Raw genomic sequence first — 20,951 nt, forward strand, 5'->3', positions numbered from 1 at the left:
CCAACCGTGAAACAACTCAGCGGCCTGGACGCCGCGTTCCTCTACATGGAGACCGCGACGACTTTCGGTCACGTCACCGGCCTGATGATCTTCGAACGGCCCAGCCCCGACTACGACCCGTATGCGGCGGTATATGCCAAATACGCTTCGCTGGTCGGCGAACTCGAGCCGATGCGGCGACGTCTTGTCGAGGTGCCGTTCGGGCTTGACCATCCCTACTGGGTGTTTGACCCGGCGTTCGACCTCGACTTCCACATCCGCGAATTGCATTTGGCCCGGCCAGGTCTCGTCGATCAGCTGGCCGAGCAGGTGTGCCGGATCGTCGGGCGTCCGATGGACCGCAGCCGACCGCTGTGGGAGGTGTACGTCATCGACGGTCTGCAGGACGGACGCTGGGCGCTGCTCACCAAATACCACCACGCCACCATCGACGGGGCCTCGGGGCAGCTGATGCTGCAGATCGTCACCGACACCGAACCTGACGGAACGGAACCAGGTCCGGGCCCGTCGTGGGAGCCCGAGGTGCTGCCGTCGGGCGCCGAATTGCTGCGCCGGACAGCGGGCCAACTCGCCCGCAACCCGTTTCGGGCGGCGCGGGTGCAGGCCCGGATTGTCGGTCAGCTCGCCGATGCCGCCGGGATCCGCAGTGTGAGCAGCGCAGCCGGCCGGGCCGGGGATGCCGTCAAATGGGTCGCCCAACTGGGCCGGGGGAGCCGGCCGAACATCTCGCTGCCCACCATCACGGCGCCGCCGACGCCGTGGAACAAGGCGATCACCGGCCATCGTCGTTTCTCTATGCGCACAACGTCTTTGGAGAACGTCAAGCGGCTCAAGGAGGCGACCGGCAGCACCGTCAACGACATCGTGATGGCGATCTGCGCCGGCGGGCTGCGCGAGTATCTGTTGGCCCACGACGCGCTGCCGGACCGCCCGCTGCGGGCCATGGTGCCGGTCTCGATCCGCAGCGGCGACGAGACCGACCCATGGACCAACCGGATGTCGGCGATCGTCGCGGAGCTACCCACCGATTGCGCGGATCCGGTGGAACGGGTCGCGCGTTGCCGCAAGGCGATGCAGGACGCCAAGCGCACCCACGAGCTGGTTCCGGCGGCCGAACTGGTCGACCTCACCCGATACTCGCCGCCGGTGCTGTCCACCGCCGCCGTACGGCTGGCGTCGCGGCTGCGGTTGGCCGACCGGGTGTCGCTGCCGTTCAACGTGGTGATCTCCAACGTTCCCGGGCCCCGCCAGCCGTTGTACTTCGCCGGGGCGAAGCTCTGTCATCAATTCCCGGTGTCGATCGTCACCGACGGGCAGGGTCTGAACATCACCGTGGTCAGCTATCTGGACCGGCTCGATTTCGGCTTCATCGCCGATCGCGAGCTCGTGCCCGATGTCTGGGACCTTGCCGACATGCACGTCGCCGAGATCACCCGGCTGTTCGATGCCACGGGAGCCGAATGGGCACAGCCGCCGCAGCCGGCCCACCCGCGCCGCGGCCCGATGAAGCGGACCCGGGCGGCTACCAAGAAGCCGGCAACGTAGCCGGCGTCCTGGTGTCGAGCCTGCGCACAGAGCGGGTGTTTGGCGTGTAGGCACGCCCTCACGGCAGCCTCGACGACCTGACCGCAGGCTCGCCGGAGATGAGTCGTCACATGCGTCCGTCGGTGCCCTTCAACCACATCCGCCACAGGCACTGAGGCGGGACTCTTACCGGCCCCGCGACCGTTGGTCACCACTGATCTAGGCTGGCGACGAGCGGTTCATCAGCGAGACAGCGGAGAAGACAGGGAGAGACACGTGACGGTCCGGGTAGGCATCAACGGCTTCGGGCGAATCGGACGAAACTTCTACCGGGCCTTATTGGCGCAGCAGGAACAGGGCAGTGCCGACATCGAAGTGATCGCCGTCAACGACATCACCGACAACAGCACGCTGGCGCATCTGCTGAAATTCGACTCGATTCTGGGCCGGCTGCCCCACGACGTCACACTCGAGGGCGAGGACACCATCGTCGTGGGTCCCGCGAAAATCAAGGCGCTCGAGGTCAGGGAAGGCCCGGCGGCACTGCCGTGGGGAGACCTCGGCGTCGACGTCGTGGTGGAGTCCACCGGCCTGTTCACCAACGCGGCCAAGGCCAAAGGCCACCTGGATGCGGGCGCCAAGAAGGTGATCATCTCCGCGCCCGCCACTGACGAGGACATCACCATCGTCCTGGGGGTCAACGACGACAAGTACGACGGCAGCCAGAACATCATCTCCAATGCGTCGTGCACCACGAACTGCCTTGCGCCGCTAACCAAAGTGCTCGACGACGAGTTCGGCATCGTCAAGGGTCTGATGACCACCATCCACGCCTACACCCAGGATCAGAACCTGCAGGACGGCCCGCACAAGGATCTGCGACGGGCGCGCGCCGCCGCGCTGAACATCGTGCCGACCTCCACTGGCGCGGCCAAGGCCATCGGCCTGGTCATGCCAGGTCTCAAGGGCAAGCTCGACGGTTACGCGCTGCGGGTGCCGATCCCCACCGGCTCGGTCACCGACCTGACCGCCGACCTGTCCAAGTCGGCCACCGTCGACGAGATCAACGCGGCGTTCAAGGCGGCCGCCGAGGGCAAACTGAAGGGCATCCTGAAGTACTACGACGCGCCGATTGTCTCGAGCGACATCGTCACCGACCCGCACAGCTCGATCTTCGACTCCGGCCTGACCAAGGTGATCGACAACCAGGCCAAGGTGGTGTCGTGGTACGACAACGAGTGGGGCTATTCCAACAGGCTCGTTGATCTGGTCGCGCTGGTCGGCAAGTCGCTCTAGCCGTGGCAGAGTCCTCGCTCCCAACTCTTAAAGACCTGCTGGCTGAGGGTGTTTCGGGTCGCGGTGTGCTGGTGCGCAGCGACTTGAATGTCCCGCTCGACTCCGATGGCGTCATCACCGACCCGGGCCGGATCACCGCGTCGGTGCCGACATTGCAGGCACTGCTCGACGCCGGTGCGAAAGTTGTGGTCACTGCTCACCTGGGCCGGCCCAAAGACGGTCCCGACCCGAAGTTGTCCCTGGCGCCGGTCGCCGCGGCACTCGGCGAACAGCTGGGCCGGCATGTGCAGTTGGCGGGTGACGTCGTAGGCGCCGACGCACTCGCCCGCGCCGAGGGCCTCACCGACGGCGACGTCCTGCTGCTGGAGAACATTCGCTTCGACCCGCGCGAGACCAGCAAGGACGACGCACAGCGACTCGCGCTGGCCCGGCAGCTGGCCGAATTGGTCTCGCCGGGAGGGGCTTTCGTCTCCGACGGCTTCGGGGTGGTGCATCGCAAGCAGGCCTCGGTCTACGACGTCGCGACGCTGGTGCCGCACTATGCGGGCACGCTGGTCGCCGATGAGATCAAGGTGCTGGAGCAGCTGACCAGCTCGACCGAACGTCCCTACGCGGTGGTGCTCGGCGGATCGAAGGTGTCCGACAAACTAGGCGTCATCGAGTCGCTGGCGACCAAAGCCGACAGCATCGTGATCGGTGGCGGAATGTGCTTCACTTTCCTTGCCGCGCAGGGTTTTTCGGTCGGTAAGTCGTTGCTGGAAACTGAGATGGTCGACACCTGCCGTCGGCTGCTCGACACCTATGCCGACGTGTTGCGGCTGCCCAGGGACATCGTGGTGGCAGAGCAGTTCGCCGCGGACTCACCATCGGAAACCGTTGCGTGCGACGCGATCCCGGACGGCATGATGGGCTTGGATATCGGCCCGGAATCGGTCAAGCGCTTCGCGGCCCTGCTGCGAAACGCCAGCACTGTTTTCTGGAACGGCCCGATGGGCGTGTTCGAGTTCCCGGCGTTTGCCACCGGCACCCGGGGTGTCGCCGAGGCGATCGCCGCCGCGACGGGCAAGGGCGCGTTCAGCGTGGTGGGCGGTGGCGACTCGGCGGCCGCGGTGCGCGCGCTCGGCATCCCCGAAGGCGACTTCTCGCACATATCCACCGGCGGCGGCGCGTCGCTGGAATACCTCGAGGGCAAGACGCTTCCCGGTATCGAGGTACTGAGGAGTGAGCAGCCAACCAAAGGAGACTCGTGAGCCGCAAGCCACTGATAGCCGGCAACTGGAAGATGAACCTCAATCACTTCGAGGCGATCGCGCTTGTGCAGAAGGTCGCGTTCGCGCTGCCGGACAAGTATTACGACAAGGTTGACGTCACCGTGCTGCCGCCGTTCACCAACCTGCGCAGCGTGCAAACCTTGGTCGACGGCGACAAGCTGCGGTTGACCTACGGCGCCCAGGACCTGTCGCAACACGACTCGGGCGCCTACACCGGCGACATCAGCGGCGCCTTCCTGGCGAAGCTGGGCTGCAGCTACGTCGTCGTCGGGCACTCGGAGCGGCGGACCTACCACCACGAGGACGACGCGCTGGTGGCCGCCAAGGCCGTCGCCGCGCTCAAGAACGAACTGACCCCGATCGTGTGTATCGGCGAGCACCTCGACGTCAGGGAAGCGGGAAACCACGTGTCCCACAACGTCGAGCAGCTGCGCGGCTCGCTGGACGGGCTGTCGGCCGAGCAGATCGGCCAGGTGGTGATCGCCTACGAGCCGGTCTGGGCGATTGGAACCGGACGGGTCGCCAGTGCGTCCGATGCTCAAGAGGTGTGCGCGGCGATCCGGAAGGAGTTGGCTTCGCTGGCCTCGCCAAAGATCGCAGAATCCGTGCGGGTGCTCTACGGCGGCTCGATGAACGCGAAAAACGTCGGTGATCTCGTCGCTCAGGAGGACGTCGACGGCGGCCTGGTCGGCGGGGCGTCGCTGGACGGGGAGCAGTTCGCGACGCTGGCGGCCATCGCCGCAGGCGGGCCGCTGCCCTAACAGGCAGCGAAGCCGCAGGGCATCACATCTGGCCGAGGATCGTGAGCAGCGGGAGCATCACCGCGAGAAACATCGACACCGCTATCACACCGATGGTGATGCCGACGCCGTTGTAGCTTTGCGGCGACGGGCCCAGCGAACCGCGGCTGAACCCCCACACCGGCGCCTTGTATTCGAGTTCGACCAGCCTGCCGGGGTGAACGTCGACCGAGGTGTCCGCCGGTCCGATCTGCGGTGGCAGCCAATACGGCACGTGTACGTGCACGTGATGCGGACCTGGCCGCGCCGCGACCACAGTGCGGCCCCATCCGGCGACCGGTGCCTCGTATCCGTCGACGACGATCTTGGGCTTGAACAGCGCCAACATGAACGACAGCGGGAAGTACTGGGTGGTCACGGCTATGCCTTCGGCCGGCGGGCCGTATCCCTGCGGACCGGGTTGCTGGGGCGCGTAGGGGCGTTGAGCTTGATAGGGGCTGGGCTGTGGCGCCTGGGGGTAGGGCTGATACGGCGCGGGCGGCGGCGCCTGGGGATAGGGCTGATACGGGCGGGGCGGCTGTCCATGTTGGGGCGGATAGGGCCCCGGACCCTGGGGATAGTTCATCGGCGCGGATCAGTGCACTTTGTACTTGATCGCCAGCGCCACGCCGATGATGGACACCAACCAGATGCCGGTGATGAACAGCGTCAACCGGTCCAGGTTCTTCTCGACGACGGTCGACCCGGAAAGGCTGGACTGCACACCACCGCCGAACAGCGTCGACAGGCCGCCGCCCTTCGCGCGGTGCAGCAGCACCAGCAACACCACCAGCACACTGGTGACCACCAGGGTGATCTGCAGGGCCAAAACCATGAAGCGCAGCCTACCGAACGTCGTCGGGGCCGCCAAAGGCGCCGGGCCTGCTGCGAGCGCGCTGATCCTGCGGTGAGGGCGCCGAATCCGCGGTGAGGGTGGGCCTTGGCGCCTGGGGCGGGCCCTGGCCGCAGCCTGGACGCCGTGCGCGCAGACTCGATCGGCGTCAATACTGAGACACATGGTTGAACCCACCGACGCCGCGCTGGAGCCGATCGGTGCCGTGCACCGGACGCGGGTCGGCCGCGAGGCGACCGAGCCGATGCGTGCCGACATCAGGCTGCTGGGCACCATCCTCGGCGACACCGTGCGAGAGCAGAACGGCGACGAGGTTTTCGACCTCGTCGAGCGTGCCCGGGTGGAAGCGTTCCGGGTGCGTCGCTCCGAGATCGACCGGGCCGAGATGTCGCGCATGTTCGACGGCATTGACATCCATCTGGCGATTCCGGTTATCCGGGCGTTCAGCCATTTCGCGCTGCTGGCCAACGTCGCCGAAGACATTCACCGCGAGCGTAGGCGCGCCATCCACGCGCAGGCGGGTGAGCCGCCGCAGGACAGCAGCCTGGCTGCCACCTACGCGAAACTCGATCTGGCCGAGTTGGATTCGGCTACCGTGGCCGACGCGCTGAAAGGTGCGCTGGTGTCCCCGGTCAGCACGGCCCACCCCACCGAGACCCGGCGGCGCACCGTCTTCGTCACCCAGCATCGGATCACCGAGTTGATGCGGCTGCACGCGGAGGGGCACACCGAGACCGACGACGGGCGCAACATCGAATCAGAGTTACGCCGCCAGGTCCTGACTTTGTGGCAGACCGCGCTGGTGCGGCTGTCCCGGCTGCAGATCACCGACGAGATCGAGGCGGGGCTGCGGTTGTACCCGTCGGCGTTCTTCGAGGTGGTGCCACAGGTCAACGCCGAGGTCCGGGAGGAGTTGCGGGTTCGCTGGCCCGACGCCGATCTGCTCGCAGAGCCGATTCTGCAGCCCGGCTCCTGGATCGGGGGCGACCGCGACGGCAACCCCAATGTGACCGCCGACGTGGTGCGCCTGGCCACCGGCAATGCCGCGTATACGGCCGTGGCGCATTACCTCGCCGAACTCACGGCCCTCGAGCAGGAGCTGACGATGTCCGGGCGGCTGGTCGCAGTCATTGCCGAGGTGGCCGACCTGGCCGAGGGCTGCACCGAGAAGGCCCGCGCCGACGAGCCGTACCGGCGGGCGTTGCGGGTGATCCGGGGTCGGCTCACCGCGACCGCGCGGCAGATCCTGGACCGGCAACCGCAGGACGTGCTGGACATGGATTTGCCGCTGTATTGCGAGCCCTCCGAACTGCGGGCCGATCTGGACGCCATCGACGGCTCCCTGCGCACACACGGTGCAGCGCTGTTGGCCGACGACCGGCTGGCCCAGTTGCGGGAGGGCGTACGAGTCTTCGGCTTTCACTTGTGCGGCCTGGATATGCGGCAAAACTCCGACGTGCACGAAGAGGTGATCGCCGAACTGCTGGCATGGGCGGGCGTGCACCCGGACTACGGTTCGCTGCCCGAGGATGAGCGAGTCGCACTGCTGTCGGGCGAACTCAGCACGCGGCGCCCGCTGGTGGGCGACGGCGCGCAATTGTCCGAGCTGGCCCGCGGCGAGCTGGGTGTCGTTGCGGCCGCGGCCCGCGCGGTCGAGATCTACGGTCCCGCCGCGGTGCCGAACTACGTCATCTCGATGTGCCGGTCGGTGTCGGACGTACTGGAGGCCGCGATCCTGCTCAAGGAGTCCGGCCTGCTGGACGCTTCCGGGTCGGAACCCTATTGCCCGGTTGGGATTTCGCCGCTGTTCGAGACGATCGACGATCTGTACAACGGGGCGACGATTCTGCAGGCGATGCTGGATCTGCCGCTGTACCGCGCGCTGGTGTCCGCCCGCGGCGACTCGCAGGAGGTGATGTTGGGCTACTCCGACTCCAATAAAGACGGCGGGTATCTGGCCTCCAGCTGGGCGGTCTACCGGGCCGAGCTGGCTCTGGTCGAAGTGGCCCGCAAGACCGGAATCCGGTTGCGGCTCTTCCACGGTCGCGGCGGTACCGTCGGTCGCGGCGGCGGGCCCAGCTATCAAGCCATCTTGGCGCAGCCTCCGGGAGCGGTGAGCGGGTCGTTGCGTCTGACCGAGCAAGGTGAGGTGATCGCCGCCAAGTACGCCGAACCCCGAATGGCGCGACGCAATCTGGAGAGTTTGGTGGCCGCCACCCTGGAGTCCACGCTGCTGGATGTGGAGGGCCTTGGCGATGCCGCGGAACCCGCGTACGGGGTGCTCGACGAGGTGGCCGCCCTGGCGCAGCGCGCTTACGCCGAATTGGTGCACGACACACCGGGTTTCGTCGACTACTTCAAGGCGTCCACACCGGTCAGCGAAATCGGTTCGCTGAACATCGGCAGCCGGCCGACATCGCGCAAGCCCACCGAGTCGATCTCCGACCTGCGCGCCATTCCGTGGGTGCTGGCCTGGAGCCAGTCGCGGGTCATGCTGCCCGGGTGGTACGGCACCGGATCGGCGTTCGAGCAGTGGATCGCGGCCGGTCCCGATGGGACCGATGGCTCAGCCGACCGGGTGCAGGTGCTGCGCGACCTGTACGAGCGGTGGCCGTTCTTCCGCAGCGTGCTGTCGAACCTCGCGCAGGTGCTGGCCAAAAGCGACCTGGGCCTGGCGGCCCGCTACGCCGAGCTGGTAGCCGACGAGTCGTTGCGACACAGGGTATTCGACAAGATCGTCGACGAACACCAGCGGACCATCGCCATGCACAAGCTCATCACCGGTCAGGAAGACCTGCTCGCCGACAATGTGGCGTTGGCGCGTTCGGTGTTCAACCGGTTCCCGTACCTGGAGCCGCTGAACCACCTGCAGGTGGAGTTGCTGCGCCGCTACCGCTCCGGCGACGACGACGAACTGGTGCAGCGCGGCATTTTGCTGACGATGAACGGCTTGGCCAGTGCGTTACGCAACAGCGGATAACGGGCATTAATGCCCAATGTCTGACAATGCGTCTGTCACCCCGGCCGAGGTGGCCCAAAACGCGGTCTTCGAGCGATTCGCCCGCGCCGGGTTCGTGGTCAGTGGGCTGCTGCACTTGATCGTCGGCTATCTCGCCATCCGCGTCGCGCTCGGCGCCGGCGGCACCGCCGACCAATCCGGCGCCCTGGCGACCGTGGCGGGCACACCGGGCGGCACGGTGGCACTCTGGTTCGCCACCGGCGCCCTGCTGACCATGGGTCTGTGGCGGCTGACCGAAACCTTCCTCGGCAGGTCGACCGACCGCGGACCGAACGGCTCGTCGTCGGGGACGCTAGACCGGGCGAAGGCCTTCGGACTGGCAGTGGTCTATTTGGCATTCGCATACTCTGCATTCGGATTCGCCCGGGGTGCCGGAAAGTCCGCCGGCGAGCGGAATTCGAGTGTCAGCGCACGTCTGATGCAGACCACTGCCGGCACCGTCGCACTGATCGCCTGCGGGGTGGGCATCGTCGCGGTGGGCGTATATCACGTCTACAAGGGAGCCAGTCGCAGCTTCGTCGACGACCTAAAAGGCAAGTCGGGAAATCTGGTCCGGCGAGTCGGCGTCGTCGGCTATGTGGCCAAAGGAACGGTAGTCGCCGGCGCGGGTGCGCTGGTCGTCGTCGCGGCGCTTCGCTCGGAGCCGAAAAAAGTCACCGGGCTCGACGGGGCGCTGAAAACGCTTGGGGCGCAACCATATGGACCGGCGCTCCTCATCGCGGCGGGATTAGGGATCATCACCTACGGCCTGTACTGCTTCGGCATGGCCCGATTGACCAAGATGTAAGTCACCTAGGGTGGCGAGAAGACGCAAAATCGCCCAATTTCCGGCCGAATTGGGCGATTTTGCGTCTCCTCGCCGAAAGGTTTCGTCGGGAAGCTTGCGCCGCAGCATCAGGTAGTCGGCGACGGCATCGGCGACCGGGACGTCCCACGGTGGGCCCGTCACCTCCACCAAGGGCGGCGCAGGGCACCGGTCACGGTCTAACGCACACCCCGGTTCCGCAACCTGTCCACCACACCGCGCACCGCGTGCTCGGTCGCGGAAAGCGGGGAGACCATCGTTTCGCCCAGGCTCACGATGTAGTCGATCCGCTCGACGATGGCTTCCACTGGTTCGACTAGAACGATGAGCCGCTTGGCCAGGTCGTCGAGGCTTTGCAGGGTGCCCTCCAGATGATCCAGGCCACCCTCGAGGCGTTCGACGGTGGTGTTGAGGGCCGACAGCGAACTGTTCAGCTCTGTCATGGTGCTGCTCAGGCTGTCCAGGACGTCCTCGACCTGCTCGACCGTCTTATCGGCGTTCAACGCGGCTTGGGTGAGCGTCTTCATCCGCTTTCGCACCGGCGTGGGACGGTCGGTCTTATCTGTCATGACCGTCATTATGACCCCCCGCGGTGTTAGCCAGGAAGCTTGGCCGCGGCCTCCTCGTCGAGCAGCCACAGCGTGGTCTGCAGACCGACGCCCCCGGCAGCGGGTACCGACACCGGATCCGCGCCGCCGATGGCAGCGGCCGCCGCGTCCGCTTTCGCGGAACCGGACACCATCAGCCAGACCTCGCGGGAACGCTGAACCGCGGGCAGTGTCAAGGTGATTCGCCGCGGCGGCGGCTTCGGGCAGTCTTCGACCGAGACCACCATGCGGGTGGCCTCGCGCACGGCCGGGGTGTCCGGGAACAGCGAGTTGATGTGGCCTTCCGGCCCCATCCCCAGCAGGTGCACGTCGAAATTCGGCACCGGCTGGCCGGGCTCGGCATTGGCGGCCAGAACCTGCTCGTAGGCCAATGCCGCGGCGGCCATGTCGCTGCCGAACTCACCGTCGCTGGCCGGCATCGCGTGCACGTTGCTCGACGGGATGTCGACATGATCGAGCAACGCCCCGCGGGCCTGCTTGTCGTTGCGATCATCATCGTCTTCGGGAACGTAGCGCTCGTCGCCCCAGAACAGATGCACCTTTGACCAGTCGATCTGTTGTCCGTGCACGCCGAGATGTCGCAGCAGTGCGATCCCGTTGCCGCCGCCGGTGAGCACGAGCAGGGCCCGTCCCCTCGCCGCGACGGCCGACTGGATGACTTCGATCAGGCGGTTACCGGCAGCCTCGACCAGTGTGGTGCTGTCCGGGAAGATCTCGACGGCCGTGCTCATACGTACTGCACCTTCTTGATCCCCTCGAGCGCCGCCAGATAGATGTCGTCGGGATCCAGCCTGCGCAGGTCTTCGGCCAGGCACTCTCCGGTTACCCTGCGCGCCAACGGAACCAGCGCATCCGGCTTGGCCGTCCGGCTCAAGGTCGCCGTGATGCCCTCTTGCGGACGCCTGAGCTCGATGGTCTCGCTGTTGCGGACCAGCTCGACCTTGAGTTCGCCCACCCTGCGCCGCACCGGCCCGTCGATGCGGCTGGCCAGCCAGCCCGCCAGGATGTCGAGCGCGGGCTCGGTCTTCAAACCAGACACCAACGCCGAGTCAATCGGTTCGTGCGGTGGCAGTTCAACCGCGGAGGTCAACAGCGCTCGCCAGTACGTGATGCGGGACCAGGCCAGATCGGTGTCGCCGGCGGTGTAGCCGGGCAGCCGACTGGTGATCGCCGCCAACGGGTCAATGGCGTTGGTCGCGTCGGTGATGCGCCGAATTGCCAACTTCCCCAACGGGTCCTGCGCCGGCACCGCCGGAGCGATGTCGGGCCACCACGCCACCACCGGAATGTCGGGAAGCAGAAACGGGATCACCACGCTCTCGGCGTGACCGGCAAGCGGGCCGGACAGCCGCAGCACCACGACCTCCCCGGCGCCGGCGTCACCGCCCACCCGCAGCTGGGCATCCAGCCGAGCCTTGTCGGCGTACGGATCGCCCCTCATCGTGACGATGATCCGGCTGGGGTGCTCGTGGCTGGCGTCGTTGGCCGCTTCGATGGATTCTTCGAGCACGGCTTCGCTATCCGGCGCGATGATCAGCGTCAGCACCCGGCCCATCGTGACGGCACCGATTTCTTCGCGGAGCTCGTCGAGCTTCTTGTTGACCGCGGTGGTGGTCGTTGCGGGCAGATCGACGATCATTTGCGCCGCTCCTCGATTTCGTCGCTACGCGCCATATCGTCGCCGACGGGATCGATTGCGCCGCTCCTCCTCGCCGATTTTGTCGCTGCGCTCTGCATCGTCGCGGCGCGGATCACGGCCGCCGCCATTCCCGGCCGGTGCGGCGCAGCATTTCGAACGCCGACTCCGGACCCCAGGTGCCCGCCTCGTACGGGTCGGGCTTGCCGTGCGCCTGCCAATGGTCGAGGGCGGGATCGAGTATCTCCCAGGCTAATTCGACCTCCGCGTTGACCGGAAACAGGGACGGCTCGCCGAGCAGCACATCGAGGATCAGTCGCTCGTAGGCCTCCGGCGACTCCTCGGCGAAAGCCGAGCCGTAGGAGAAGTCCATGTTGACGTCGCGGACTTCCATCGCGGTGCCGGGTACTTTGGACCCGAACCGCAACGTGATGCCCTCGTCGGGCTGCACCCGGATGACCATGGCGTTGGTGCCGAGCTCGTCGGTCATGGTGGCGTCGAACGGCAGATGGGGCGCGCGTTTGAACACCAGAGCGATCTCGGTCACCCTGCGGCCCAGCCGTTTTCCGGTGCGTAGGTAGAACGGCACGCCGGCCCAGCGCCGCGTGTCGACTTCCAGAGTGATGGCGGCGAACGTCTCGGTGGTGGAGTCCTTGGAGAACCCCTCCTCGTCGAGCAGCCCGACGACCTTCTCCCCGCCCTGCCAACCGGCGGTGTACTGGCCCCGGCTGGTGGTCTCGTCGAGCGGCTGCGCGAGTTGCGTTGCCGAGAGCACCTTGATCTTCTCGGTTTGCAGCGAAGACGGCTTGAAGCTGACCGGCTCTTCCATCGCGGTCAGCGCCAGCAGTTGCATCAGGTGGTTCTGGATGACGTCACGGGCCGCGCCGATGCCGTCGTAATAGCCTGCACGTCCGCCCAATCCGATATCCTCGGCCATCGTGATCTGCACATGGTCGACGTAGTGCGCGTTCCAGATCGGGTCGAACAGCTGGTTGGCGAACCGCAGCGCCAGAATATTCTGCACCGTCTCTTTACCCAGATAGTGGTCGATCCGGAAGACCGCCTCTTCGGGGAAGACGGCGTTGACCGACTTGTTCAGGGCCTGTGCGCTTTCCAGGTCGTGACCGAACGGCTTCTCGATGACCACCCGGCTCCACCTGTTGCCCTGCGGGCGGGCAAGTCCGGAGCTGTGCAGCTTTTCGCACACCACGGGGAACGACTTGGGCGGGATTGCCAGATAGAAGGCATGGTTGCCGCCGGTGCCGCGCTCGGCATCCAGCTTATCCAGCGTCTCGGCGAGCCGGCCGAACGCGTCGTCGTCGTCGAAAGACCCTGGAACGAACCGGAATCCCTCCGCCAGGCGGTCCCAGTTCTCCTGCCGGAACGGCGTGCGGCAGTGCTCTTTGACAGCGTTGTACACCACCTCGCCGAAATCTTGCGTGGTCCAGTCCCGACGGGCGAATCCAACCAGCGCGAACGACGGCGGCAGCAGGCCGCGGTTGGCGAGGTCGTAGACCGCCGGCATCACCTTCTTGCGGGCCAGGTCACCGGTGACGCCGAAAATCACCATGCCGCATGGGCCGGCGATTCTGGGCAGCCGCTTATCCCGCTTGTCGTGCAGGGGATTACGCCACTGCGCGGCATCGGCGGGGGTGCGCGCCGGGGTCATTTGGCAGCGGAGTCCAGTTGTTTCTGTGTCTCCGACAGCAACTCGTTCCAGGAGTCGACGAACTTCTCCACACCTTCTTCTTCGAGCACCACGAAGACGTCGTCGAGATCGATCCCGATCGCGGTCAGCTTGTCGAACACCTCATGCGCGGCCGCAGCGGTGCCCGTGACCGTGTCACCGGTGATCTCACCGTGGTCGGCGACCGCGTCGATCGTCTTCTCCGGCATGGTGTTAACGGTCTTCGGGGCCACCAACTCGGTGACGTAGAGAGTGTCGGAGTAGTCCGGATTCTTGACGCCGGTTGAAGCCCACAGCGGCCGCTGGACGCGCGCCCCGTCGGCAAGAAGCGCCTGGTAGCGCTCGCCACCCTCGAAGACCTCCTGGTAGGCGGCGTAGGCCAGCCGGGCGTTGGCGACACCGGCCTGCCCGAGCAGTTTGCGTGCCTCTTCGGAACCGATTTTCTCCAGCCGCTTGTCCACTTCGGTGTCCACCCGGGACACGAAAAACGATGCCACCGAATGGATCTTGGAGATGTCGTGTCCCGCTTCGCGGGCCTTCTCCAGCCCGGCCAGGTAGGCGTCCATCACCGCGCGGTGCCGCTCCACCGAGAAAATCAGTGTCACGTTCACCGAAATGCCTTCCGCCAGAGTGGCGGTGATAGCCGGCAGGCCCGCCTCGGTGGCCGGAATCTTGATGAACAGGTTCGGCCGGTCGACGATCTTCCACAGCTCGATGGCCTGTCGAGTGGTCTTGTCGGTGTCGCTCGCCAGCCGCGGATCGACCTCGATGGAGACCCGGCCGTCGACGCCGTCGGAGGCCTCCCACTGAGGGGCCAGGACGTCGCACCCTTTGCGCACATCGTCAGTGGTGACGGTGCGGATGGTGGCATCGACGTCGGCGCCGCGTTCGGCCAGCTCGTTCAGCTGGTCGTCGTAGGCGTCGCTGTCCGCCAGCGCCTTCTGGAAGATAGACGGGTTTGTCGTGACGCCGACGACGCTCTTGGTGTCGATCAGCTCCTGCAGGTTGCCTGACTGCAACCGGTTGCGCGACAAGTCATCTAGCCATACCGATACCCCTGCGGCACTCAACGCCGCGAGGTTGGCGTTTTGAGTGGTCATTGCCAATTACCTCTTCTCAGTTATCCACTACCTGTTCCGCGGCGTCAGCGACGGCCTCTGCGGTGAAGCCGTACTCACGGAACAATGTCTTGTAATCCGCGGATTCTCCGTAATGCTCGATCGACACGATCTTGCCGGTGTCGCCGACGAGCTTGTGCCAGCACTGCGCGACGCCCGCCTCGACCGCAACGCGCGCCGACACCGACGGGGGCAGCACGCTGTCGCGGTATTCGTAGGGCTGCGACTCGAACCATTCGACACAGGGCATGGACACCACCCGCGCGATGATGTCCTTGTCCGCCAACAACTTCTGCGCCGCGACCGCGAGCTGGACTTCCGAACCGGTGGCGATCAGCACCACATCGGGCTCTTCGCCCCCGTCGTCTCCGAGGATATAGCCGCCGCGGGCCACACCGTCCGCGTCGGTGCCGTCCAGCACCGGCAGATTCTGGCGGGTCAGGATCAGCCCCACCGGCCCGCTGCCGTTGCCCCGGGCCAGCACCGTGCGCCAGGCATAGGCCGTCTCGTTGGCGTCGGCCGGGCGCACCACGGACAGGTTGGGGATCGCGCGCAGCGCCGAAAGGTGCTCGATGGGCTGGTGGGTCGGGCCGTCCTCGCCCAGGCCGATCGAATCGTGCGTCCACACGTAGATGGTGTCGATGTTCATCAGCGACGCCAGCCGCACCGAGGGACGCATGTAGTCGGAGAACTGCAGGAAGGTGCCGCCGTAGGCCCGAGTGGGACCGTGCAGCACGATGCCGGACAAGATGGCGCCCATGGCGTGTTCGCGTACGCCGAAATGCAGCGTGCGGCCGTACCAGTGTGCGGTGTAGTCGTTCGTCGAGATCGACGGCGGCCCAAAGGAATCGGCGCCCTTGATGGTGGTGTTGTTGCTGCCCGCCAAATCCGCCGATCCGCCCCACAGCTCGGGCAGTTTCGGTCCTATTTCATTGAGCACCTCGTTGGATGCTTTTCGGGTCGCTATCTCGTCGGAGCCGGGTTCCCAACTGGGCAGGTCGTCGTCCCAGCCGTCGGGCAATTTTTCGGCGGTCAGCCGGTCCAGCAGGGCTTTGCGCTCGGGTTCACGCTGGGCCCAGGCTTCGAACTCCGGCTGCCACTTCTCGTGGGCTTCCTTGCCCCGCTCCACCAGCTTGCGCGTGTGGCTGAGGACGTCGTCGCGGACCTCGAAGTTCTTGTCGGGATCGAAACCGAGGATCTTCTTGACGGCCGCAACCTCATCATCACCGAGGGCGGCACCGTGCGCCTTGCCGGTGTTCATCAGGTTCGGCGCCGGATATCCGATGATCGTGCGCAGCGAGATGAACGACGGGCGGTCGGTGACACTTCTCGCTTTGGCGATGGCCTCCTCGATGCCGACGACGTTCTCGCCGCCCTCCACCTCTTGCACGTGCCAGCCGTAGGCGCGGTAGCGGGCGGCGGTGTCCTCGCACAGCGCGATGTTGGTGTCGTCCTCGATCGAGATCTGGTTGTGGTCGTAGAACACGATGAGGTTGCCGAGCTGCTGCACCGCGGCCAGCGACGACGCCTCCGACGTCACCCCCTCCTGGATGTCGCCGTCGGAGGCGATCACATAGATGTGGTGGTCGAACGGGCTGGTACCCGGTTCGGCGTCCGGGTCGAAGAGGCCTCGCTCGTAGCGCGACGCCATCGCCATGCCGACCGCTGAGGCCAGGCCCTGGCCCAGCGGGCCGGTGGTGATCTCCACACCTTTGGTGTGCCTGAACTCGGGGTGCCCCGGCGTTTTGGAGCCGAAAGTTCGCAGCGCCTCGATGTCGGAGAGTTCCAGGCCGAAGCCGCCGAGGTAGAGCTGCAGGTAGAGGGTCAGGCTGCTGTGTCCGGCCGACAGCACGAACCTGTCGCGGCCCAGCCAGTGCGGGTCGCTGGGGTCGTGGCGCATCGTGCGCTGAAACAGTGTGTAGGCCAACGGGGCCAGGCTCATCGCCGTCCCGGGATGACCGTTGCCGACCTTTTGAACCGCGTCGGCGGCCAACACCCTGATGGTGTCCACAACAGCCGAATCGATCTCGGTCCAATCGTCGGGGTGGTGCGGTTGGGTAAGCGTGGAGATCTCTTCGAGTGTGGTCACAGATCAGTCCTTGGGTCAGTCTTTGGGTTCATGAAGCTGATCAATCCTCACCCTAGTGCGGGAATGGTGAGTACTGCAGGGCCGGCTTTCGGGTACCCAGCGGCGGGCGTGAAGAATCCGTTGTGAAAATAAAGCGCCGGCCGCTTACGCTGTGCGGTCAAACCCGCAATCCGGGAAAAATCTCGCCTGAATAGACCCTGCGGCGCGGCGGCGGTGGGCATGCTGTCTACCATCGTCTGTAGTAGAAGCTGCGCGCTGCTGCGATTCCGAGGAGTACATGCGTGAGCGTTCGCGGGCGCGTCAAGCCTGGCCGGATAACCGGCACCGCCCCGGGAGGCGGGCCGGATACCGGCTCCTCCAGGGGTCGGGCATTCGGCACCGTGCTGGCTTACCTGGCGCTGACCAAGCCTCGGGTGATCGAGTTGCTGCTGGTCACCGCGATACCCGCGATGCTGCTGGCCGATCGTGGCCACGTAAACCCGCTGCTGATCCTCAACACGCTGATCGGCGGCATGATGGCGGCCGGTGGCGCGAACACGCTTAACTGCGTGGCCGACGCCGACATCGACAAGGTGATGAAGCGCACCGCGCGACGGCCGCTGGCGCGAGAGGCGGTACCCAGGCGAAACGCGCTGGTGCTGGGCCTCGTGTTGAGCGTCGGCTCAATTTTCTGGCTGCGGTGGACGACCAATCTGCTGTCGGGTCTACTGGCCGCGGGCACCATCGCCTTCTATGTGTTCGTCTATACGCTGCTGCTCAAGCGCCGCACGTCGCAGAACGTGGTGTGGGGCGGTGCCGCCGGCTGCATGCCGGTGATGATCGGCTGGTCGGCGGTCACCGGCAGCATCGGGTGGCCGGCGTTAGCGATGTTCGCGATCATCTTCCTGTGGACGCCGCCGCACACCTGGGCATTGGCGATGCGTTACAAGGACGACTACAAAGCGGCCGGTGTGCCGATGCTGCCTGCCGTGGCCACCGAACGTCAGGTCACCAAGCAGATCCTGGTCTACACCTGGCTGACCGTGCTGGCGACGCTGGTGCTGGCGCTGGCCGCCGGGTGGCTGTATGTGGCGGTGGCCGTGGTGGCCGGAGTGTGGTTCCTGGCGATGGCCCATCAGTTGTACGCCGGAGTCCGCGCGGGTGAGCCGGTGAAGCCGCTGCGGCTGTTCCTGCAGTCGAACAATTATTTGGCGCTGGTTTTCTGCGCCTTGGCGGTCGACTCGGTGATCGCACTGCCGACGCTGATCTGACGCGCAGGCCACACGCGTCACTTTCGCAGCGCCCTCGAGGCACCATGCGAGTTCTCAATGTGATAGCGCATGCGATATCGCATGTTGAAAGCGACGTGCCCGTCCTTCGCCGGGGCTGGTGTGGCAGTTGCGACTGAGCAAGCTAGGGCAGCAGCACGATTGATCCGGCCGTCTTGCGGCCCTGCAGGTCCTCGTGGGCGCGGGCCGCATCGGCCAGCGGATAGCGTCCGCCGACTTCGACGGTGACCGCGCCGCTGCCGATCACGTCGAACAGCTCCGCGGCCCGCCGGCTGAACTCTGCGCCGGTGCGGATGAAGTGGGCCAGCGACGGCCGGGTCAGGTATACCGAGCCGGCGGAGTTGAGCCGCTGCGGATCGAAGGGCGGCACGGGTCCGCTGGCGGCGCCGAACAACGCCAGTGTCCCGCGAACGGCCAGGCCGGCCAGGCTGGCGTCGAACGTGGTGGCGCCCACGCCGTCGTAAACCACGGCCACACCGGCACCTCCGGTCAACGCACGCACCTGATCGCCGAATTGGACGGCATCGTTGGGGTAGGGGAGGACTTCGGCGGCGCCGGCCTGCCGCGACAGCCGCTCCTTCTCCGGAGTCGACACGGTGGTGATGACGCGGGCCCCGAGGTGGGTGGCCCATTGCGTCAGGATCAGTCCGACGCCGCCGGCGCCGGCATGTACCAGCACCGTGTCGCCGCGCTGCACCGGATACACCGACTTCAGCAGGTAATGCGCGGTCAAGCCCTTCAGCAGTACCGAGGCCGCCACGTCGGAAGCTACCGCTTCGGGCACCTTCGCGGTCAAAAATGCGGGCGCAGTGCAGAATTCGGCGTAGCCGCCGTCTGCCGAGGCGCTGACCACCCGGTCGCCGACGACCACGCCGCCGCTGTCGGTGCCCTCTGCCACGGCGACGACCGTCCCGCACACCTCGGAGCCGACGACGAACGGCAAGGGGCGTGGGTATAGCCCCGAACGAAAATAGGTGTCGATGAAGTTGACGCCGATCGCGTCGGCCTTGACCAGCAGGTCGCCCTGCCCGGGTGCGGGTTGCGGGATATCGACGTAGCGCAGGACGTCAGGGCCACCCGTTTCGGACACTTCGATCGCATGCATGTGGCTATCATGCCCGTGCATGAAGCTCGCTCGGCCAGACACCTTCCACCCGCGCATCATGCTGGCCGGGTATCCGCGGCAAGTCGCCGGGGACGGCGACGACGCTGGCCTGCTCACAGCGCTGCGCAAGCGCGCTCTGCATGCCCATTGGGTGTCCTGGGATGATCCCGAGATCAATCGCGCAGACCTGGTGATACTGCGGGCCACACACGACTACGCCGACCGGCTGGGCGAATTCCTGGCCTGGACGCTGAGCGTGAAGAACCTGCTGAACCCGCCCGCAGCGGTGGCCTGGAATGCCGACCGGCGCTATCTGGACGAGCTGGCCAATCGAGAGGTGCCGACGGTGCCCGGAGAGATCTTCGCACCCGATGACTCGGTCCGCCTGCCGCGCACCGGCCAGGTCTTCGTCAGCGCGACTATCGGGTCGGGTGTGCGGCGCTGCAGCAACCGGTCTGAGGCCGCCGAGTGCGCCGCCGAATTGCAGGCGGCCGGCCGAAGCGTGTTGGTGCAGCCCTGCGGTTCGTCCCCCGAGACGGTGCTGGTTTTCCTGTGCGGGGAGCCGTCGCACGCATTCACCAAGCGGGCCGACACGTTGCAGCAGGCTGAACCCGACTTCGAAGTCTGGGATGTCGGTACCGCGGCGTTGGCCGGCGCGGCGGCCCAAATCGGTATCGATGCAAGCGAGTTGCTGTATGCGCGGGCCCATGTGATCGGCGGCCCCGACGATCCGCGGCTGCTGGAGCTGCAGTTGGTGGAGCCGTCGCTGGGCTGGCGGAAGCTGGACGACGCCACCCGCGACCTTGCCCAGCGCGAGTTCGCGCTGGGCGTCGAGTCAGCTCTGGAGCGGTTCGGGCTTGGCCCGTTCTCGCATCGACGCCCATAGCGCGGCGGTGGCCGCGGTGCACGCCGCGGCGCCGGCCACGTGGATGGCGACCAATGCGGGCGGCACCCCGGCGAAGTACTGCGTGGTACCGACGGCGGCCTGCGCGAAAACCAGCACCACCAACACGGCGAGCCGCACCCTCACGGGCCGCGCGGCTCTGACAGCCAGCAACCCGAAGCCCAGTCCGACCAGCAGGGCGAGGTAGGCGACCAGCAACGACGAATGCATGTGCACCAGGGTGGTGATCTCGACTTTCAGCCGCGGCACGGTCCGGCTGGGACTTCTGTCGCCCGCATGCGGTCCGGCCGCGGTCACCAGCGTGCCCGTCACCAGCACGGCGGCCAGGTTCAGCGCGGTCAGCGCCGTTAGGGCACGCAGGGGCTTTGCCACCCGATGGTCGACCACAGCGCCGTTATCGGGCTCGCCGACCTTGACGTAGAGCAACACCGACAGCCACACCATGGTCATCGACGCCAGCAGGTGGACGGCCACCGTCCACCACAGCAGCCCGGTGCGCACGGTGATGCCACCGATTACCGCCTGCACGACCGTCGAGGCAGGCATCAGCCAGGCATAGACCAGCACCTCGGTGCGCCGCCGGGCCCGGGTAACGGCCAGCACGGCCAGGATCGCGGTGATGACCACCGCGATGGTGACCATCCGGTTGCCGAACTCGACCGCCTGATGGACGCGCGGCACCTCGGCGACGGCGACCGGGACGAAGCTGCCGGGAAAGCACTGCGGCCAGGTCGGGCAGCCCAGTCCCGACGCCGTGACGCGAACGATCGCGCCCGTGACGGCGATACCGCCCTGAGTCAGGATGACGGCCGCGGCAATAGCCCGCTGAACACGCAGGTTGGGGTCGGGGAGCAGGTCCACCAACCGCAACAGCACTCGTCCAACAGGCACCGCCCGATCGTAACGACGACTACGCCGCGTAGTAGGAGGGGGCTGTGGGTCGTGTCCTCGTCAGTTTGGTTGCGTCGCCTACTAGCCTCGTCGGTAAC

18 protein-coding genes are annotated in these 20,951 nt (G+C 66.5%); 8 read left to right on the top strand and 10 right to left on the bottom strand.

What is annotated here, in order from left to right; genetic code table 11:
• Positions 1 to 6: 6 nt before the first annotated feature.
• The 4 genes from AC5Y21_RS08415 (at position 7) to tpiA (ending at position 4,852) form a co-directional block, all read left to right on the top strand.
• Positions 7 to 1,545: a WS/DGAT/MGAT family O-acyltransferase gene (locus tag AC5Y21_RS08415; RefSeq protein WP_499911231.1), complete on the top strand. Its 1,539-nt coding sequence runs from the start codon at positions 7 to 9 to the stop codon at positions 1,543 to 1,545.
• Positions 1,546 to 1,800: 255 nt separating this feature from the next.
• Positions 1,801 to 2,820 (top strand): type I glyceraldehyde-3-phosphate dehydrogenase, encoded by a 1,020-nt coding sequence (gene gap / locus AC5Y21_RS08420; RefSeq protein ID WP_499911232.1) that lies wholly within the window; start codon positions 1,801 to 1,803, stop codon positions 2,818 to 2,820.
• A gap of 2 nt (positions 2,821 to 2,822) precedes the next feature.
• Complete coding sequence (locus AC5Y21_RS08425; protein WP_499911234.1) at positions 2,823 to 4,070, top strand: phosphoglycerate kinase; 1,248 nt, start codon at positions 2,823 to 2,825, stop codon at positions 4,068 to 4,070.
• On the top strand, positions 4,067 to 4,852 hold the full coding sequence (tpiA, locus tag AC5Y21_RS08430) for a triose-phosphate isomerase (protein ID WP_499911236.1): 786 nt from the start codon (positions 4,067 to 4,069) through the stop codon (positions 4,850 to 4,852). The genes AC5Y21_RS08425 and tpiA overlap by 4 nt, the downstream gene beginning before the upstream one ends.
• Positions 4,853 to 4,874: 22 nt before the next feature.
• Here the strand turns inward: tpiA and AC5Y21_RS08435 are convergent, their stop codons facing one another.
• Positions 4,875 to 5,456, bottom strand: coding sequence for a hypothetical protein (locus AC5Y21_RS08435; RefSeq protein WP_499911238.1), 582 nt, complete (start codon positions 5,454 to 5,456; stop codon positions 4,875 to 4,877).
• 9 nt (positions 5,457 to 5,465) lie between these two features.
• Positions 5,466 to 5,705: a preprotein translocase subunit SecG gene (gene secG / locus AC5Y21_RS08440; RefSeq protein ID WP_499911240.1), complete on the bottom strand. Its 240-nt coding sequence runs from the start codon at positions 5,703 to 5,705 to the stop codon at positions 5,466 to 5,468.
• Positions 5,706 to 5,886: 181 nt separating this feature from the next.
• On the opposite strand from secG, the gene ppc reads away from it, so the two are divergent.
• On the top strand, positions 5,887 to 8,703 hold the full coding sequence (gene ppc, locus AC5Y21_RS08445) for a phosphoenolpyruvate carboxylase (RefSeq protein WP_499911242.1): 2,817 nt from the start codon (positions 5,887 to 5,889) through the stop codon (positions 8,701 to 8,703).
• Positions 8,704 to 8,719: 16 nt separating this feature from the next.
• The gene (locus AC5Y21_RS08450) at positions 8,720 to 9,529 is read left to right on the top strand and encodes a DUF1206 domain-containing protein (protein ID WP_499911244.1); all 810 of its coding nucleotides are present in this window, start codon (positions 8,720 to 8,722) and stop codon (positions 9,527 to 9,529) included.
• 197 nt (positions 9,530 to 9,726) lie between these two features.
• Here AC5Y21_RS08450 and AC5Y21_RS08455 read toward each other — a convergent pair whose 3' ends face one another.
• The 6 genes from AC5Y21_RS08455 to tkt all read right to left on the bottom strand — a co-directional run bounded on the left by AC5Y21_RS08455 (position 9,727) and on the right by tkt (position 16,685).
• Positions 9,727 to 10,125: an ATPase gene (locus tag AC5Y21_RS08455; RefSeq protein WP_499911246.1), complete on the bottom strand. Its 399-nt coding sequence runs from the start codon at positions 10,123 to 10,125 to the stop codon at positions 9,727 to 9,729.
• A gap of 17 nt (positions 10,126 to 10,142) precedes the next feature.
• On the bottom strand, positions 10,143 to 10,886 hold the full coding sequence (pgl, locus tag AC5Y21_RS08460; RefSeq protein ID WP_499911247.1) for a 6-phosphogluconolactonase: 744 nt from the start codon (positions 10,884 to 10,886) through the stop codon (positions 10,143 to 10,145).
• On the bottom strand, positions 10,883 to 11,794 hold the full coding sequence (gene opcA, locus AC5Y21_RS08465) for a glucose-6-phosphate dehydrogenase assembly protein OpcA (protein ID WP_499911249.1): 912 nt from the start codon (positions 11,792 to 11,794) through the stop codon (positions 10,883 to 10,885). Before opcA ends, pgl begins: the two co-directional genes overlap by 4 nt.
• Before the next feature lie 112 nt (positions 11,795 to 11,906).
• On the bottom strand, positions 11,907 to 13,460 hold the full coding sequence (gene zwf, locus AC5Y21_RS08470; protein ID WP_499911252.1) for a glucose-6-phosphate dehydrogenase: 1,554 nt from the start codon (positions 13,458 to 13,460) through the stop codon (positions 11,907 to 11,909).
• Positions 13,457 to 14,578, bottom strand: a complete 1,122-nt coding sequence (gene tal / locus AC5Y21_RS08475; protein WP_499911254.1) for a transaldolase — start codon at positions 14,576 to 14,578, stop codon at positions 13,457 to 13,459. The genes zwf and tal overlap by 4 nt, the downstream gene beginning before the upstream one ends.
• Positions 14,579 to 14,594: 16 nt before the next feature.
• Positions 14,595 to 16,685, bottom strand: coding sequence for a transketolase (gene tkt / locus AC5Y21_RS08480; RefSeq protein WP_499911256.1), 2,091 nt, complete (start codon positions 16,683 to 16,685; stop codon positions 14,595 to 14,597).
• Positions 16,686 to 16,966: 281 nt separating this feature from the next.
• Between tkt and AC5Y21_RS08485 the strand changes: the two genes are divergently transcribed.
• Entirely contained in the window at positions 16,967 to 17,935 is a 969-nt protein-coding gene (locus tag AC5Y21_RS08485) for a heme o synthase (RefSeq protein WP_499911257.1), read from the top strand.
• A gap of 142 nt (positions 17,936 to 18,077) precedes the next feature.
• Here the strand turns inward: AC5Y21_RS08485 and AC5Y21_RS08490 are convergent, their stop codons facing one another.
• Positions 18,078 to 19,058 (bottom strand): quinone oxidoreductase family protein, encoded by a 981-nt coding sequence (locus tag AC5Y21_RS08490; protein ID WP_499911259.1) that lies wholly within the window; start codon positions 19,056 to 19,058, stop codon positions 18,078 to 18,080.
• A 19-nt stretch (positions 19,059 to 19,077) separates the two neighbouring features.
• Here AC5Y21_RS08490 and AC5Y21_RS08495 point away from each other — a divergent pair, with 19 nt between their 5' ends.
• Positions 19,078 to 19,944 carry a DcsG N-terminal domain-containing protein gene (locus AC5Y21_RS08495; RefSeq protein WP_499911260.1) on the top strand — a complete coding sequence of 289 codons (867 nt, stop codon included), beginning with the start codon at positions 19,078 to 19,080 and terminating at the stop codon, positions 19,942 to 19,944.
• On the opposite strand, the gene AC5Y21_RS08500 is transcribed toward AC5Y21_RS08495, so the two are convergent.
• Positions 19,894 to 20,826, bottom strand: a complete 933-nt coding sequence (locus AC5Y21_RS08500; RefSeq protein ID WP_499911366.1) for a COX15/CtaA family protein — start codon at positions 20,824 to 20,826, stop codon at positions 19,894 to 19,896. The genes AC5Y21_RS08495 and AC5Y21_RS08500 overlap by 51 nt on opposite strands.
• Positions 20,827 to 20,951 lie beyond the last annotated feature (125 nt).

The sequence above is a fragment of the Mycobacterium sp. NGS41 genome, from assembly GCF_059812725.1.